Annotated in this window: 18 protein-coding genes; 5 read left to right on the top strand and 13 right to left on the bottom strand. The window is 33.4% G+C overall.

The window, feature by feature from the left end:
* Positions 1-3: 3 nt before the first annotated feature.
* From ACVC43_RS12500 to ACVC43_RS12555, 12 genes are all read right to left on the bottom strand, one after another.
* Complete coding sequence (locus tag ACVC43_RS12500; RefSeq protein ID WP_452224869.1) at positions 4-1,584, bottom strand: SulP family inorganic anion transporter; 1,581 nt, start codon at positions 1,582-1,584, stop codon at positions 4-6.
* Positions 1,585-1,672: 88 nt separating this feature from the next.
* A complete protein-coding gene (locus ACVC43_RS12505) occupies positions 1,673-1,957 on the bottom strand; it encodes a hypothetical protein (RefSeq protein ID WP_452224870.1) in 285 nt (94 codons plus the stop codon).
* Positions 1,958-2,028: 71 nt separating this feature from the next.
* Positions 2,029-2,784 carry a tetratricopeptide repeat protein gene (locus tag ACVC43_RS12510; RefSeq protein WP_452224871.1) on the bottom strand — a complete coding sequence of 252 codons (756 nt, stop codon included), beginning with the start codon at positions 2,782-2,784 and terminating at the stop codon, positions 2,029-2,031.
* 36 nt (positions 2,785-2,820) lie between these two features.
* The gene (locus ACVC43_RS12515) at positions 2,821-4,593 is read right to left on the bottom strand and encodes a BatD family protein (protein WP_452224872.1); all 1,773 of its coding nucleotides are present in this window, start codon (positions 4,591-4,593) and stop codon (positions 2,821-2,823) included.
* Between the two features lie 43 nt (positions 4,594-4,636).
* Positions 4,637-5,473, bottom strand: coding sequence for a tetratricopeptide repeat protein (locus ACVC43_RS12520; RefSeq protein WP_452224873.1), 837 nt, complete (start codon positions 5,471-5,473; stop codon positions 4,637-4,639).
* Positions 5,474-5,529: 56 nt separating this feature from the next.
* Positions 5,530-6,564, bottom strand: coding sequence for a vWA domain-containing protein (locus ACVC43_RS12525; RefSeq protein WP_452224874.1), 1,035 nt, complete (start codon positions 6,562-6,564; stop codon positions 5,530-5,532).
* Positions 6,565-6,584: 20 nt separating this feature from the next.
* Positions 6,585-7,088, bottom strand: a complete 504-nt coding sequence (locus ACVC43_RS12530; protein WP_452224875.1) for a flavodoxin family protein — start codon at positions 7,086-7,088, stop codon at positions 6,585-6,587.
* Positions 7,089-8,093: a vWA domain-containing protein gene (locus ACVC43_RS12535; RefSeq protein ID WP_452224876.1), complete on the bottom strand. Its 1,005-nt coding sequence runs from the start codon at positions 8,091-8,093 to the stop codon at positions 7,089-7,091.
* The gene (locus tag ACVC43_RS12540; protein ID WP_452224877.1) at positions 8,093-9,775 is read right to left on the bottom strand and encodes a hypothetical protein; all 1,683 of its coding nucleotides are present in this window, start codon (positions 9,773-9,775) and stop codon (positions 8,093-8,095) included. The genes ACVC43_RS12535 and ACVC43_RS12540 overlap by 1 nt, the downstream gene beginning before the upstream one ends.
* Positions 9,776-9,783: 8 nt before the next feature.
* Positions 9,784-10,650, bottom strand: a complete 867-nt coding sequence (locus ACVC43_RS12545) for a DUF58 domain-containing protein (protein ID WP_452224878.1) — start codon at positions 10,648-10,650, stop codon at positions 9,784-9,786.
* An 83-nt stretch (positions 10,651-10,733) separates the two neighbouring features.
* Entirely contained in the window at positions 10,734-11,735 is a 1,002-nt protein-coding gene (locus tag ACVC43_RS12550; RefSeq protein WP_452224879.1) for an AAA family ATPase, read from the bottom strand.
* A gap of 151 nt (positions 11,736-11,886) precedes the next feature.
* Complete coding sequence (locus ACVC43_RS12555) at positions 11,887-12,699, bottom strand: DUF4382 domain-containing protein (RefSeq protein WP_452224880.1); 813 nt, start codon at positions 12,697-12,699, stop codon at positions 11,887-11,889.
* A gap of 177 nt (positions 12,700-12,876) precedes the next feature.
* Here ACVC43_RS12555 and ACVC43_RS12560 point away from each other — a divergent pair, with 177 nt between their 5' ends.
* From ACVC43_RS12560 to ACVC43_RS12580, 5 genes are all read left to right on the top strand, one after another.
* A complete protein-coding gene (locus tag ACVC43_RS12560) occupies positions 12,877-13,743 on the top strand; it encodes an aldo/keto reductase (RefSeq protein WP_452224881.1) in 867 nt (288 codons plus the stop codon).
* Between the two features lie 98 nt (positions 13,744-13,841).
* On the top strand, positions 13,842-14,594 hold the full coding sequence (locus tag ACVC43_RS12565) for an SDR family NAD(P)-dependent oxidoreductase (protein WP_452224882.1): 753 nt from the start codon (positions 13,842-13,844) through the stop codon (positions 14,592-14,594).
* Positions 14,591-15,205, top strand: coding sequence for an HD domain-containing protein (locus tag ACVC43_RS12570; RefSeq protein ID WP_452224883.1), 615 nt, complete (start codon positions 14,591-14,593; stop codon positions 15,203-15,205). Before ACVC43_RS12565 ends, ACVC43_RS12570 begins: the two co-directional genes overlap by 4 nt.
* Positions 15,206-15,219: 14 nt before the next feature.
* Positions 15,220-16,353, top strand: coding sequence for a DUF5929 domain-containing protein (locus tag ACVC43_RS12575; RefSeq protein WP_452224884.1), 1,134 nt, complete (start codon positions 15,220-15,222; stop codon positions 16,351-16,353).
* Positions 16,354-16,424: 71 nt separating this feature from the next.
* Positions 16,425-16,877 carry a lipocalin family protein gene (locus ACVC43_RS12580; RefSeq protein ID WP_452224885.1) on the top strand — a complete coding sequence of 151 codons (453 nt, stop codon included), beginning with the start codon at positions 16,425-16,427 and terminating at the stop codon, positions 16,875-16,877.
* Between the two features lie 265 nt (positions 16,878-17,142).
* On the opposite strand, the gene ACVC43_RS12585 is transcribed toward ACVC43_RS12580, so the two are convergent.
* Positions 17,143-17,739 (bottom strand): hypothetical protein, encoded by a 597-nt coding sequence (locus ACVC43_RS12585; RefSeq protein WP_452224886.1) that lies wholly within the window; start codon positions 17,737-17,739, stop codon positions 17,143-17,145.
* Positions 17,740-17,751: the final 12 nt, after the last annotated feature.

The raw sequence follows: 17,751 nt of genomic DNA on the forward strand, positions 1-17,751 counted from the left end.
AATTTAAGCTGATTTTGGTCTTAGTTTAAAAAATGCTATAAAACTATCAGGGTTTTCAACGATTCCTCTCTCTGAAATTATCTGAATATCTATATTGCGCTCCTTAGCTTTAAATGCAAAATCTTCTAATATTTCCACAATATCATTATCTAAGTACCTTGTTTTTCTAACATCTAATTCTAAATAAGTTTCTCTTGGTAAGCTATCCAATTCTTTTAAAATGGCGCCCTTATTAAAGAAAGTAACCTCTTCGGCTAAAGTCATTTTTATTTTATGCTTGCCATTACTCTTATCTTCAATATGTAAAAAGTGAGAATTTTGAAAGCTCTTAATTAAAATCACAACAATTCCAACTGCTAAACCTAAACCAATTCCCCAAAGTAAATCTATAAATACAATACCTAAAACAGTTACTACAAATGGAATAAATTGTTTCCAGCCTAAATTATACATCGTCTTAAACAACGCAGGTTTCGCTAATTTATAACCTACAATTAAAAGTATGGCTGCTAAAACCGATAACGGAATCATATTTAATAAACGTGGAATAATGATTACTGAAATAAGTAATAAAAATCCGTGAACTATTGCAGATATTTTGCTACGTCCACCAGATTGAATATTGGCAGAACTACGTACAATTACCTGTGTAATTGGTAACCCACCTATTAAACCAGAGATTATATTTCCTGTACCTTGTGCAAACAGCTCTCTATTGGTAGGTGTCACGTTTTTGTTAGGATCTAACTTATCTGTAGCTTCAACACATAAAAGTGTTTCTAAACTGGCGACTAAAGCTATGGTAAATGCCACAATCCAGATATCTTTATTAGTTATCGCGCCAAAATTAGGAAAGCTAAACTGCCCTAAAAAAGAATCGATACTATCTGGTATTGGCACACTTACCAAATGTGAACTTTCAATCGCTAAAGAAGAGTTTCCTTGAGTTACTGCAAAAAATACAATACCCACAACTACTGCCACTAAAGGTCCTTGAATGAGTTGAAATATTTTACCTTTTTTAGAAAGCACTTTATCCCAAAGTAATAAAATTGCTAATCCTATAAAGCCTATTGTCATAGACCCTACAGTAATATTATCTGCAATGTTTAATATCGCAGAAAATGTATTTTCGCCAGAAGCTTCTAAGAAACTATCTGAGCCTTGAGGCTCTGCATCGTAACCAAAGAAGTGAGGAATTTGTTTTAAAATAATAATAATTCCTATTCCAGTAAGCATGCCTTTAATTACAGAAGATGGGAAATAGTATCCTATAATTCCTAATTTCAAGACACCAAAAAGAATTTGAATAATTCCAGCTAAAACAACGGCAACTAAAAAGTTTTGGTATCCACCTAAACTACCAATTGCTACCAGTACTATAGCTGCTAATCCTGCGGCAGGACCACTAACACCTATTTTAGAGCCACTTAAAGCTCCAACAATTATTCCTCCTACTATTCCGGCAATTAATCCAGAAAATAATGGCGCTCCACTCGCCAATGCAATACCTAAACATAAAGGTAATGCAACAAAAAATACGACAATACTCGCTGGTATGTCATTTTTTAATGTTTTAAACATATTATAATGATTTGTCTAACAGCTTTTTTTAGCTATTAGAAATGATAAAAAAATTGAAATTTGGCTTAATAAAGCCACAAAATCGAAATTATAATATGTTGTGTTCGGGTGGTGGAGAGATTAAATTTAAATGCGGTTTAGGGTATTTTTTAAAGTAATACTCTAAGTGCTGTTTTTGCATAGAAACAAAAAACGCTTCGTTTTCGTAGCTCGTTTCGTTTATAGTTAATTCGAAGCTCTTATTTTCCTCTTCGGTAACACTATAAAAAATAGAAGTGTCAATAGTATCGTCAACTATTGTAACAACAGTTGGCGCAGCTATAAACAGTAAAAAAAATACCGAAAAAGCAATAGATACTATTTTTTTAGACATTTGGTTTAATTAGGGACATTTAATTTTTGGCAAATATAAAACTAATGAAGTAATTTAATGTTAAAGAATATCTAAAAAACATTTAACAATTTAATGTCATCATTTTGAATCCAGCCGGTTTTACCATCGCTGAGTTTAATTTTTTTCCAGTTGTTTACAGTATCTAATACCTGAATTTTCGTGCCTTCGTGAAGCGTAAAGGCTTCATCGCTTCTTAGATTGGGTTCACTTTTTACTTTAGATTCCTGAGCGAAGACTATAGCAGGATTATTTTTTTTTGCTAAACTATAATTATAAAATGTAAAACTTATAGCCACAAAAGCCAGTAATAGTGCCATGATACTACTTACAAAATAGAATCGTTTTTTACCAGTGCTAAAAGAGAAATAATAGAGGAGGTACAAAGCTACAAAAATGATAACTAAAGCAACAGCAATTTTTGCCCATGCATCAAAAGAAAAACGGTTGGTGATATTTTTTATAAATTTCGATAAACCAACTTCTGGTAAATCGTCAATTGCATCTATTCGCATATTATTTGCGAATGCTAAATTGTTTTTTATGTCTTTATCATTTGGTTTTAATGCTAACGCTTTTTCATAATAATATACCGAAGGCGCTATATGATTAAGTTTGTAATGTGCATTAGCAACATTAAAGTATAATTCTGCAGAGTGTTTATCGGTATTTAAAATAACCTCATACCTATTTAAAGCTTCAGCAAAATTTCCTTCATTATATAATGTATTGGCTTGCTCAAAAATCTTTTCGTTTTGAGCAGTAATGCTTCCAAAGAAAAATAAAAAGATGTAGAATGTATATTTCATTACTGGAGACTTCTGCTTGAGCAGAAATATATGTTATTACCTTATTTGTTTATCTATTAAATTAATAGTGCTTGCTGCCTTATCATAATCCTGTTGCATTGTTACTGTTGTAATTGGTGTATAACGTGCCAATTCGCAATTTTCTAAAAGACTCTCAAAGTCTGAAATAACAGTGTGTTCAACTTGTTGTTCTAACAATAACACACGTATTTTATCTTTACTCAAATCGCTGGTTTCAATATTTAATTTAGCTTTTAAATAATTATGCAATGCTTTTTCTAAAGCAACATAAAACGCTTCTTTTTGTCCAAGCGACTTTTTAGCTTCTCCTAAATATTTTTTGGCCAGCTTATCGGCTTTACGTAATCGGTTCCCAACAATATCTCCTGCGCGCTGTTCTCTTTTTCTTCGGAAAACAATTGCAAGTGGTATCGCTAATAAAGGTGTTAATAAACTTGCCCAAAATGCCGTTGATTTAAAGAAATGCCCTTTGTTTTTAGGCACTAAATTTGCATCGGTTTTAATGAATGCAAATTGATTGTTGTTTAACACTACACGTTGTTTTTCGGTTCCTTCTGTTACCAGATTATTGTCTTGAGCACCATAAATAGGACCTTCGAGGACATTAATTATGGTTTCGTTAGAAGCTATGCGTTTATAGCTTTCGGTTTTTAAATCGAAATAAGAGAACGAAATAGGAGGTATAGGATATTTACCTTTGTATTGTGGTACAATAGTATAACTTTCTGAAATCTCACCTTGCATACCACCCAAATTAGTACGAACGTTTTCGTTATGCTCTGGCTCGTAAACTTCCAATGAGTTTGGTAACGTTAATTTAGGTAGTGTAAGCAATTTTAGATTACCTTTTCCAGAAACTGTAATTTTAGCTTGCATAGATTCGTTTGCATTAAGCTCTGTCTTGGAAGTATTAAGATTGAAATTAAATTCTCCAACTGCTCCAGAAAAATCTAATGGTTTGCCTTCTTCTGGTAGCGCTTTTACATTAATTGTGCGCTTTCCGGCAGAAACAGGGACATTAACTTTGCTCATTAAACGTTGGCCAAAAATGTCGCGACGTTTAGTAGGTATTTCGGCAGTGACATCAAGGCGCAAAGGTTCTATAGTTAGTTTTCCTGTTTTTTGCGGATATAAAACGGTTCTTCGTAGCACAACATATTGGTAATCCTCACCATTGTATTTTCCTCTTTCAATTTTAAGTCCTTTTGGGTTGATGTTTTGGCTCCAAAAATCGTCGTATTTTGGATTGTCTGTCTCTCTCCAGTTACTCACACCTGTACTTGGTGCGACATAAAGTTTATAAACTACCGTAATTGCCTCGTTTAAATAAGGATTTACTTTAGAAACCTCGGCAACTAAATGAATATTATCACTTGCAATACTGGTAACACTATTGGGATCTTTAGGTTTGTCTATGGCCTTAGTTACCGTAATAACGATAGGATTTGTTTTGTAGGTCTGACCTTCAATTTCAATGGTTGCAACATCTATCATTAAACTACCTTTTCTATTAGGCGCTAAGAAATAGCTGTAAATTTTCTCGAAAGATCGCTTACCGTTTATCCACGAATTACTAACAGATTGGTTTGGGCCTCCAACCACATCGAAGCCATCGAAAGTTGGTGGAATAAAATTATCACCATCTCGATTCATGGAGAAATCCACGCGCAAACGTTCGTTTATTCCTAAAGTTTTTTTACTTACTCTAGTTTGAAACTGAACTTGCGCTGTAGCAACACTTGTAGAAAGTATTACTAATAAAATTGATATGTGTTTTAATAATTTCATTTTCTAAGGGATGCCTTATCGCATGGCAATGGAGAATATAGATTTACCAATCTTTTTCCGTTTGTATTTTAGCGCCTTTTGCTTTTTCAGCATTCATTTTTTCTTGTACTTTTTGCTCTTGATTATCCATTGCTTCCAATAGATTCTTTATTTGCTGAGGAGACAATTGTCCTGGTTGGTTTTGTGGTTTAGGTTGTTCCTTTTTCTCGTCGTCTCCTTTTCCATCTTTTTCTTTTTCTTCATCAGGCTTACCTTCATCTTCATTATCCTCACCTTCTTTTTTATCGTCGTCACCTTGGTCTTTATTGTCTTCTTTATTGTCGCCTTGGTCTTCCTGTTGGTTATCTTTTTGGTCTTCGTTCTCTTTTTTATCCTTTTCCTTATCGTCTTTGTTATCTTCTTCCTGAGGTGGTTCTTGATTTTTAGCACATTCTTTTGCCAAAGCAAAATTATAACGTGTTTCTTCGTCTGTTGGATCGTTTCTTAATGCATTTTTAAAAGCCTCTACAGCTTCACTACACTTTTTTTCCTGCATTAAAATATTACCAATATTGTGGAAAGCTCTGTGTTTCTCTTTTTTTTCTTCAGCATATTTTATGGCTTGCTGGTTTCTAAACAGTGCTTCTTCGTAATTTCCTTTTTGGTAATATTGATGCCCTAAATTATAAGTACCAGCAACGCTATTAGGTTTTACAGAAATAGCTTTTCTGTACTCCATTTCTGCAGAAACAAAATCGTCGTTACTTGCCAAATCGTTTGCTTCGCTAATTAAGTTATTAGATTTCTGATTTAATTTCTGTAGCGTTTTTTCGTTTTCTTCTTGCTGAGAAAAAGCGATTGCAACCGCAAATAGTAATATGTAGGTTATAATATTTCTCATAGTTTTTTTCAACCTCTAAATATATGAAAGCCTTGATTTGATTGCTGTTAAGGATTTTATAAATTCTCGTTAAATAAGTTTAACTTTTTTAGCCAGGCCGTTTTACGTTCTAAAAGGAAGATGTCTATTAGCAGCAACAAAATGGCAAAACCTAAAAACCATTGAAATTGAGACTCGTAAGCTGCAAATTCTTTAGACTCGAATTCGGTTTTATCCATTTTATTTAAAATGTCTCTAATTTCTGTGACAACTTCGTTAGTATTGCTTCCATTAATGTAAGCGCCATCGGCTTCGTTAGCTATATCCTTTAAAGTATTTTCTTCAAGCTTTGTAATAACAGTTTCACCTTGTCTGTCTTTTTTATAGCCTAAAATAATACCATTTCGTTTTAGTGGTATTGGGCCACCTTTTAAATCGCCAACACCAATGGTAAAAATTTTAATACCTTCTCTGCTGGCTTCTTCTGCTACATTTACTGTGGCTTCGCCATGGTCTTCACCGTCTGATATTATTATGAGCACACGATTTGTTTGCTGGTCGTCATCATAATAAGTTTTGGCTAACTCTATAGCTTCGTTTATTGCTGTGCCTTGAGACGATAGCATATCTGTATTCATGTTTTGCAAAAACATTTTTGCAGAACCATAGTCTGTTGTAATTGGTAATTGTGGAAACGCTTTACCCGCATAAGCAATAATACCAACACGATCGCTTGCCAGGTTATTAATAATTTGTGTGACTAATTGTTTTGATTTTTCTAATCGGTTTGGTGCAATATCTTCGGCAAGCATACTTTTAGAAACATCAACCGCAAAAACAATATCTACACCTTCTCTCTTTACAGTTTCTAATTTTGAGCCAATTTTAGGATTCACCAATGCCATGGTTAACGAGGCAAACGCCAAACAAAGCACAACAATTTTAAGAACAGGTTTAAACAGCGATTTGTTAGGGCTTAAACGTTTTAAAATAGCGCGATTAGCAAATTTGTTTTGCGTACGACGTTTCCAAAACTGAAGCGCCAAAAACAGCACTAAAACCACAGGAATGATTAATAATGCCCAAAACCATATTTTTTCTTCTAACTGCATTTAATGTCTTGTTGTTTTATTTATTTTTTTGAAACAAATTCCTTTATACTTTTTTTTATACTTGCTGAAACCTCTTCATCCTCAACCCAAGTATGTAAATGTCCATTATATGTCATCCCTAAATACACAGCAGAGTTTTTAAAAGGCATCTCAAAACCGTCGTAAAACCTGTTATCATTACTTACGCTAATACTTGCCATTTCCATGCCTCTTAATTGCCTCCCGTAATCTTTTTCAGTTTTTAAGAAATCTGAAATACGATCGAAAAAAACTTTCATTAAACCACTCATACTGTACCAGTATATAGGTGTTACAAAAATAATTTCGTTGTAATTGGTTACTATACTTTTAAAAAGTACGTTAAAATCGTCAAATCCATTTTTAAATTCGTAATCGAAATGACCAATGTTTTTAGTGTTTAAATCTACAACATCAAAACCAGTTTCTTTTTTTAAATAAGCCACAATTTTACTGGTGTCTCCATTACTTCTTGCACTGCCTTGTATGATGATTCCTTTTTTCAATTAAACAAAACTTCTAAAAATTGTTATTCTTAATAAAAACTCAAACAACAATAAAATCCCAGCAATCCAAACAAACCAACGAAATTTTTCTTCGTAATTGTAAAATTTAAATTCTTCAATGTCTGTTTTTTCAAGTTTGTTTATTTCATCATATATTTCGGCTAACTTTTCATTGTTGGTTGCTCTAAAATATTTTCCACCAGTTACCTGTGCAATTTCTTTCAATAACGCTTCATCAATTTCCACCTGTACTCTTCCATATTGAAATTGTCCGTTTTGTTTAATAGAAATTGGCGACATGGCCATACCATTAGTACCTAAGCCAATAGTATACGTTTTTATACCAAACTCAACAGCAAGTTCACTGGCAATTTTAGGGTTTATAGAGCCGGAATTGTTAACACCATCTGTAAGCAGAATTATTACCTTACTCTTTGCTTTACTATCTTTTAATCGATTTACAGAGGTTGCCAAGCCCATTCCTATGGCTGTTCCACCTTCAATAATAGTGTTGTACTTTATTTCTTCGAGTGAGCGAAGTACAATGCTTTTATCGCTAGTAATGGGCGTTTTTGTATAACTCTCTCCGGCATACTCAACCAAACCAATACGGTCGTTAGGTCTTCCTTTTATAAACTCAGCAGCTACTTTTTTTAAGGCTTGTAATCTGTTTGGCTTTAAATCTTTTGCCAACATACTGGCAGAAACATCTATTGCCATAACAATATCTATACCTCGTGTCGTTTTTGTTTTTGTAGAAACATCAACCGTTCTTGGTCTTGCCAATGCAATGATTAATAAAGTTAATGCAATTAATCTAAGCCCAAATAGTACATGTTTTAATATAGGCAACCAGGAATTGGTAACCTTAAAGCCCTTTAGGCTCGATATTTTAAGTTCGGCTGTTTGCTGTTTGTTTTTAAAGTAGTACCATAGCATGGCCAATGGAAGCAATAGTAGCAACCAGAAAAATCCTTTGTTTAAAAATTCTATGCCTTCAAACATTATTTGGTTTTTGGATTTAGTTCTATTGAATTTAATATGCGCTCAACCATCTCATCTGCATAGACATCCTCTTGTTTTGAAATAATTATTACTTGTTGCAGCACCTGCTCTGCGGTAAATTGTACCAATGTAAAATTAGCAGGGCTAAGTTTATCGCTTGCAATAGAGGGAATATTCATTGTTCCATAAGATTTCAAGCCTTCTGCACCATTTAGGGTTGTGAATTTATCTCTTAACACCACAATATCCATGGCGCCTTTGGCTTCCATACCTTGAATCGCTCTTTCTGAGGCAACTGCTAAATCAATTGGTGGTGCGCTGGCCTGTTCCTGAGTTTGTGCTTCGCGTAATTGCTTAGGAAATTGTAACGTATTAACAGTAATACTAAAAATATCTAACATTGTGCCGTATGCAAAACTGGTAGATTTTGGTTGGTTTTCCTCATTCGCTGCAATAGGAATTTCAATACGTTTTAAAACTTTTGGAGTGGATAGTATTATTGGTGGTACACCGTAAGCACTTGTTACCCATTCTCCTTCAAGCAGTTCTTTGCTTTCGTGTCCTAAAATAGTGTCTTTAACATAGCCAAACCCATATTTATAGCCAAAACCTGCCAGCGTTCCAACTAATAAAAAGGCTATTATACTTACGGTTAACACTATTTTTTTTGTTTTCTTCTTTTTTTCTTGTTCTTCTTTGTATTGCTTGTCTAATAGCTTTTCTTCTTCGGTTGGCTCTGGTAATGCCTCTTTTACGTGGTCTATTTCCAAATCAATAGTATTTCTATCAATTTCAGCTAAAGCAATATCTGGAGTGTCTTTAGCAAATTTTACTAAATCTGCACGCTTTAATATGGTTTCGATATTGCGAATATCTTCCTTACTTAACTCAATTTGATTGCCATCTTTTAATAGATTTAGTCTTGAGACCAGCTCATCTGTCGTGCTTTCTAAGGCACGATCGTAAACTTTTTCGTCTAAATATTTTCTAATAATAAACGTTAAATCTGAATAATAATCTTTTAAATTTTTATTTTGAAGGTAACCACTATCGTCTAATTGCTTTAAGGCTAATTTTGCACGATCGTATGGTGGTAATAGTGCAATTTCTTCTTCTTTTGTTAGCGGTTTTACACGCCAGATAAACCACCATAACAAGAAACCAACCAGTGCAATTACTAAGATAGTGAGCAGTAAATATTTCCACCAGTTACCTACACTTTCTTTAACTTTAATAATAGGTTTAATATCATACAAACCTTGTTTTGTGGTGTCTACCACAACTTCTCTCACCTCCATTTTTAGAGGGTTTGTATAAAATTCTTTGGCACCAATTAATATTTTTTGCTTCGGGATGGTATACGCTCCAGAATCGAACTGTGTTAGTCCGTATTTTTTTATAAGATTATATTTATCGTCTTTTTGGGTAGTGTCTATGGTGTAAGAATCAATCATTTCTAAAGGCGAAAAGGTTTGTCCTTCTGGAAAAATAACTAAAGAGGTAGTGTCTGTAGTCACCTCAATTTTGTAAGTTACTTGCGCTCCTGTTTTTATTGAAGTAGAATCTATTGATGCTTTAACCTGACTGAATGAAAACAGAGAAAAAAGAGCAAAGAAAAAACACAGAACACTAATTTTGTTCTGCTTTACTTCAATAGTCAAAATTCTTAGATAGTAATTCATAAATTGTTTTATCCTCTTGTTTTAAAATAGCCTAATAATTTTTTTACATAGCTTTGGTCTACGCGGCAATCTATAGTTCCTGCTCCAGATTTGGCAAAACTATCTTTATAGTAGGCAACTTTTTCATGATAGAATTTACTGTAGTTTTGTCTCACTTTTTTAGAGGACGTATTTACCAACATTAATTCTCCAGTCTCTTCATCTTGCATTTGCACCATGCCTAAATTTGGGATGCTTTCTTCGTTTCTATCGTAAACGCGAATGCCAGTAATATCATGTTTTCCTGCTGCTATTTTTAATGTTTGCTTATAATCGTCTGCTATAAAATCGCTAAGCACAAAAACAATAGCTTTTTTCTTCATAACGTTACGCATAAACTTTAAAGCTTCGGCAATGTTTGTGCCTTTGCTCTTGGGCTTAAATTCTATAAGCTCTCTAATAATTCGTAGAACGTGAGAACGTCCTTTTTTTGGCGGGATGTATAATTCTATATCATCTGAAAATAAAATAAGTCCAATCTTATCGTTATTTTGAGTAGCCGAAAATGCGAGTGTTGCCGAAATTTCGGTTATTATTTCATTTTTAAACTGTAAATCTGTACCAAATAACTCTGAACCCGAAATATCCACCATCAACATCATGATAAGTTCGCGTTCTTCTTCAAAAACTTTAATGTGCGGTTGGTTGGTTCGGGCGGTAACATTCCAGTCTATATTTCTTACATCATCTCCAAATTGATACTGTCGTACTTCAGAAAAAGTCATACCACGTCCTTTGAAAGTCGAATGGTATTCGCCTCCAAATATATGATCAGACAGTCGTCTTGTCTTAATCTCTATTTTACGTACTTTTTTTAATAATTCTTTAGTATCCATTTCTTTAGGGAACAATTAACATTAAACAATTTTCAGAAACCTAATAAACCATTGTTCATTGGCAACTGATAAACGTTAACTGTTTATGGTACTTCTACAACATTTACAATTTTATTAATAATGTCTTCGCTGGTAATGTTTTCGGCTTCAGCTTCGTAAGTGATTCCAATTCTGTGGCGTAACACATCGTGTACAACAGCGCGAACATCTTCTGGTATTACGTAACCCCTACGTCTTATAAAAGCGAAACATTTTGCAGCGGTTGCTAAGTTAATGCTTCCTCGAGGTGATGCTCCAAAAGAGATTAACGGTTTTAAGTCCTCTAATTTATATTTTTCTGGGTATCGTGTTGCAAAGATAATATCGAGAATATATTTTTCTATTTTCTCGTCCATATATACCTCACGCACAACTTCCTGTGCTCTTAAAATTTGCGCAACCGAAACCACAGGGTTTACCTTTTCCCAAGAGCCTTTTAAGTTTGCTCGCATAATTAATTGCTCTTCATCCTGTTTCGGGTAGTCTATTACGGTTTTAAGCATAAATCTATCCACTTGAGCTTCTGGTAGAGGGTATGTTCCTTCTTGTTCTACTGGGTTTTGAGTTGCCATTACTAAAAATGGTTTATCTAAAATAAAGGTTTCGTCTCCAATAGTTACTTGTTTTTCCTGCATTGCTTCCAGTAAGGCAGACTGTACTTTTGCTGGTGCTCTGTTAATCTCATCTGCAAGAACAAAATTGGCAAAAATGGGTCCTTTTTTAATAGAAAAATCATTTTCTTTCATATTAAAAATTAAGGTACCAACCACATCTGCAGGTAATAAGTCTGGAGTAAATTGAATACGGCTAAAACTACCATCAACCGCTTTAGATAACGTGTTAATAGCTAATGTTTTTGCTAAACCCGGAACACCTTCGAGTAAAATATGTCCTTGACCTAAAAGCCCAATTAGTAACCGCTCGACCATGTGTTTTTGGCCAACAATAACTTTGTTCATTTCGTATGTTAGCAAATCGACAAAAGCACTTTCCTTTTCAATTTTTTCATTAATTGATTTAATATCAACTGTACCTGTTTCTTCCATCTTTTTATAAATTTTTAATGTCGAATATATTTTCGGGAGATTAAGGTGTGCAAATTGTCACTTTTTTTGCATATATCTTGTTAACAATTGGTTAAAAATAAAAAAGCCAGTATTGTTTGTCAATACTGGCTTTATATAATTTTAGTTGTAATTATTCAAATACAATTGTACCAATGTTAGTAGCCTCACCTACAGAAACAATTACGCTTTCGTAAACTTGGACCTCAAAACCTGAGGCTATTTCCGGAGTTGCTGTAACAGTATAACTACCTGGAGCTAAGCCCGCTAAATAAAACTCTCCATTTTCGTCTGCATAAGCAGAAATAGTATCTATCCCATTTGTAGCTTGTACTAGTACCTGCACACCTATTGGAGAAACAGTTCCTGTAATATAACCTGTTTCTGCTTCAACACTTGCTCTTATAACAGGTTTTAAATTAATATTTCCAGAATTTCCAGCAATAACAATAGATTCGTCTACATTAAAATCCAGTAAAAAAGTGTAATTTATATTGGGTTGTAAATCTTCATTTACTTTAATTTTTAAACCAGATTGCTGTGCGCTTGGTGTGTTAAGCGGAAACACATCGCCATCTATAACAACACTATTATCTTCTCCTAGTATTAAGCGAATTTGATTTAAAAACCCTGCTGGTAATTCATAATCTTCTAAAAGCAACACATTAATACCTCCTGTTAGCTCCAACAAATCATAAACTCCAGTATTAATAGCATTTACGCTTACCCAACCAGAATCGCCTTCACTATCATCATCCAACTTTATCATAACATCTTGCACATCTACAAACACATTATCAAAATCCCCAGGCATATCCATTAGCTTAACCGATATTTTTGAAGTTCCTTGGGTTGCTTGATTACTATCATCAGAGTTATTACACCCAACGGCAAAAATTAGTAAAAGTGCTAAAAGACCGCAGTTAAGTACATTAAGTTTTTTCATATTTTTCATAATTAAATTTTATTGGCTATTAGTATATACACTTAAGGTACGTTGGAAAGCCAAGAATAGACTCGTAAAACTATTCTTTTATAATAAGTTTAACGATTAAAGTCTATTTTACTCTTATTCTATGGTGTTTTTACTATTTTTAATAATCCTAATTTAACATTTTATTAAGTGAAATATTCAACTATTATTGCAGGTACAATGACTTGGGGAGCTTGGGGAAACAAACTCACTATTGCAGAAATGACTAAACGCATAATTCATTGTGTAGACCATGGTATTACTTCTTTCGATCATGCAGATATTTATGGTGATTATTCTACAGAAGCAGACTTTGGAAAGGCGTTCTCTAAAAGTGGAATTGACAGAGAAAAGATTCAGTTAATTTCTAAGTGTGGAATTCAATACCTTGGTAATGCAAGACCAGAAAATAAGGTAAAACATTACAACTACAGTAGAGAATATATTATCGCTTCTGCGGAAAAATCCTTGAAAAATTTAAAAACAGACTATTTAAACCTGTTCCTGTTGCATAGACCAAGTCCATTAATGCAACCTGAAGAAATTGCTGAAGCTTTTGATGCACTTAGAAAAAGTGGAAAAGTAAAACAGTTTGGTGTGTCGAACTTTACACCATCGCAAATGGATTTAATTAAGATGGAAGCAGAGCTTGCAGTAAACCAAATAGAGTTTTCCCTTACACAGCATACTGCCATGCACAATGGCACTTTAGACTACATGAAAGTAAATAAAATCATTCCAATGTGCTGGTCGCCATTAGGATTGGTCTTTAAAGAAAACAACGAACAAACACAACGCATTCGTAAGCAGTTGGGTGCGTTAACAGAAAAATATAATGCATCCGAAGATCAGTTGTTATTATCATGGATATTAAAGCATCCAGCTAATATTCATCCTGTCATTGGGACTACAAATTTAGAAAGGATAACACGCGCTGCAAGAGCAGAAGCTATTGAGCTGGATATAGAAGATTGGTTCTTAATTTTGGTCGCTGCTCAAGGTCATAAAGTGCCTTAATAAATTCCTGCGAAAGCAGGAATCTCATGCTATGAAAAAACAATTATAATTAATTATTAACTATTTAAAAGATTGCTGTCTCCGCAGGAATGAATAACATGAACAAAGTAGCCTTAATTACAGGAGCCACAAGCGGAATAGGTCGAGCAACAGCTCACGAATTTGCAAAACATGGCATTAAATTAATTTTGTGTGGTAGACGACAAGAGCGTTTAGAAACCATACAAAAAGCATTAAGCAAACACACCGAAGTGCATATATTAAACTTTGATGTTAGAGATAAAAATGCTGTTTTTAAGGCAATAGAATCGCTACCTACTAAATTTAAACAAATAGATATATTAATAAATAATGCAGGAAATGCTCATGGTTTAGACCCAATCCATGAAGGAAAATTAGACGATTGGGATGCCATGATGGATATTAACGTAAAAGGCTTGTTGTATGTAAGCAAAGCTGTGATACCACAAATGACCGACCGAGAATCTGGGCAAATTATTAACATTGGGTCCTCTGCAGGAAAAGAAGTGTACCCAAAAGGGAATGTGTACTGCGCCAGCAAACATGCTGTTATTGCCATAACAGAAGGGATGCGAGTGGATTTAAATCCGTTTGGTATAAAAGTATGCGCTATAAATCCTGGTTTGGTGGAAACCGAGTTTTCGCAAGTACGTTTTAAAGGCGAAACTTTAGCCGATAATGTCTATAAAGGCTACAAAGCACTGCAACCAGAAGACGTGGCTGATGTTATTTACTTTGCTATTTCAAGACCAAAACACGTAAACATTGCAGATGTTTTAATGTTTTGTACGGCTCAGGCAAGTAGTACTATTGTTAAGAAGGAATCATGAAAAATTGGCTGAAAAAAGAATGGCATCTTTTGAGTTCGAATTATTGTGACACTTCTTTAACAGAAGAACTCTGGACTCAAATTGAAAGAAAATACAACCAAAACAACAGGCATTATCATAATTTAAATCATATTTATAACCTGTTGTTTCAAGCTGAAGCATTAAAACATGAGATTCATGAGTTAGAGGCTTTTAAATTTGCTATCTGGTATCATGATATTATTTACAAATCTTCAAAAAAAAATAATGAAGAAAAAAGTGCCGTTTTTGCTGAAAAAGCACTTAATTCTATCTGTTTTGATACAGAAAGAATAAAAATTGTTTCAAAATTAATTGTTTCAACAAAAAAGCATGAGTTAATTTTAACCAATAATTTAGACAATTCTTATCTATTGGATTTAGATTTATCAATTCTTGGAAGCGATTGGAAAACCTATTCCAAATACATCGAAAATATTAGAAAAGAATATAAAATTTATCCTGATTTTGTATATAAACCAGGTCGCAAGAAAGTACTAAACCATTTTTTAGAAAGAGAAACATTGTATTTTACTGAAGTTTTCAAAACTAAATTTGAAAAGCAGGCAAGACTCAATTTAAAAAAGAAATAGAATTGCTTTAAAACATGATTAACAAACGCCTTTTAATTAAAAACCTACTCGCGCACAACGACGAGAACAGCTTTTATGATAAAAAGCGAAAAATTGATATTAGTCAAAAAGAAGGGAAGGCCAAGTTTTTAAAACATATTTGTGCACTCTCTAATAGTAACCCTAAAAACAACTCGTATATAGTTATTGGTGTAGAGGATGAGGATAACGCTATAATTGGTGTCGATTTTTTTGATGATTCTAAAATTCAGAATCTTATTAATGCTTATCTTAATAATCCGCCAATTGTACAATATGAAAATATTCCGTTTCCACACTTGCCAGACCATAAAGTCGTTGGTTTAGTAACCATTAGAGCGATTGATGGCTTAACTTCACTAAGAAAAAACATTTGGAAATATTATGGTGGAGCTGTCTTTTTTAGAGATGGCAGTATGAGTATGCCTAAGGTTTTTAAAAGCGAAATTATAGATGTTAATTCTAAAATAGTAGCAGCTATAGAGAATCACTCACACAATAATATAGAATATACACTTGATGGTGTTTTCGATTTTTTAAACAAGCGTAAAGACTTTAATCCACAATATAAGGTGTTTAAAGAATATTTTGTGGTGTGTTGGGCTGGACAAAAAAAGGTAGTAAAAGAAACTATATTTTTTTCGCGCGTGGATATAGAGTTAATTAACGAACAGGTGCGTTTGTTCTATTCGGCTTTAGATGAGGTTACAATTTCTTTTGATGAGGACAGTTTTAAAATAGTAGAATATGTGTCTTTAGGTCTTCAAAAGAGTTATAAATATTATCCTTTAGAAGAAACTATAATTCAATTTCATGATAATGCAAACTATACTATAGACTCGACATTGGTTTTTCAGCCACCAAAATTCGATAAAAAAGTATTACATCATATATATAATGCTAACAACGCTTTGGTGGAAACTTTTAAAAAAGGCAGCGTGTTAACGTCTGTTCAGGAAAACGACCTCAAAAATTTACCTGCCACTTATCTTCTTTGTTATTTAAATGGGTTTGATGAGGCTATAAATAAATTAAGCGAGGCAAAATCATATTTAAAAAGTCACAGTGATGCGGTATACCTTCGATATAAAGAATCTATAAGAATTTTAAGAAAAGTGAAGTACAGCTAAAAAAAATTAAAAATTGTTAACCTTTTAGTGTTTAAATCCATAAAACTAAAAATCAATAAACAATTTTTATCATGAAAACAATTATTAAAAAAAACAAATTAGTATTAGTATTATTACTTTTAATTTCATTCTCTTGCTCTAAAGATGATGATAATGCAGAACCAGTACCTGTACCAGAACCAACTGCGGCAGAGCTATTAGTTAATAAGTGGTATTTGGTAAAACAAACAGACCACACTACAACACCTCCAACAGACCAAATGGCAAACGATTGTGAACAAAACACGTATTATAATTTTCTTTCAGATGGTAATTTAATTGCAGAAGGATTTTACTTAGACAGTGGTAGTGCTTGTGTTTCAAACGGTATTGTAGCAGCGACTTACATTTTAAGTGATGATGGAGAATCATTAATTTTTACTAGTGGTACATCACCTTCATCTCAGGTATTAAATGTAGATGTTTTGAGTGCTACAGAATTTGTAATTTCTCAAGGCGATTTTAGTATTACCTTCAACAAATAACTTTTTAAAAAATAATAGAGTAAACATCCTAATTTGTTTATCAAATTAGGATTTTTACCATTTACACAAAATTAACAACCAATTATACATTTGGTAATATACTAAAGGTGAAATTATTATATATTTACAGTGCTATTAATCAATTCTACAAAAATCTTAGAATTCCCAATACAGTTTTGGCATTATTCTAAGATTTACTCACAAAAAACCGTTTCTCCTATATTTTAGAAGAAACGGTTTTTGAGTTTAATAATAATGTGGTTTTTTATTTACCACCATCCAGCTCGTCTTGCCAGTCTTTTAATTTTTGCCATTGCCCTAAAGCAGCTATCTTTGCCTGTTCTGGCCATGTGTTTGGTTTATGTATTTCAAAACGTTTTCCTCCACTGGCTAAAACTTCTTGACATTTTTCTACGGTACAATCTGCCAGCCCTGCCCAAGTGGTTATTTTATGATTGTGAAACAGTTCTCTAATTTTTGGACCAATACCTTCTACTATAGTTAAGTCGTCTTTTTTAATCGCTTTTCCAAAAACTGCTTTTGCAGTGGTTGCATCAAAAGAGGTCGTTTCTGTTACTGTGCCTGTTGCAGTGCCAGCAGCAAAGCTTGCCGCTGTTGTTGCGCCTCCAGAAGAATTGCCTCCAGAGAAAGTAGATTTTTTATTGGCTTTGCAGGCTTCTAAATCTGCTTCTAACTTAGAAATTCTGTTTTTATAAACATCTACATCTATTGTTTTGCTTGGTGTTTTGCTGCCGCCTCCACCTAGAAGTTTACCTAACAAGTATCCTAAAATTCCACAAATGGCTCCTACTAATAATGGTATTAACCAACATGGTATATTCGATAATATTAATAATTTCATAATTCTATTTTT

The sequence above is a fragment of the Lacinutrix chionoecetis genome, assembly GCF_053604665.1.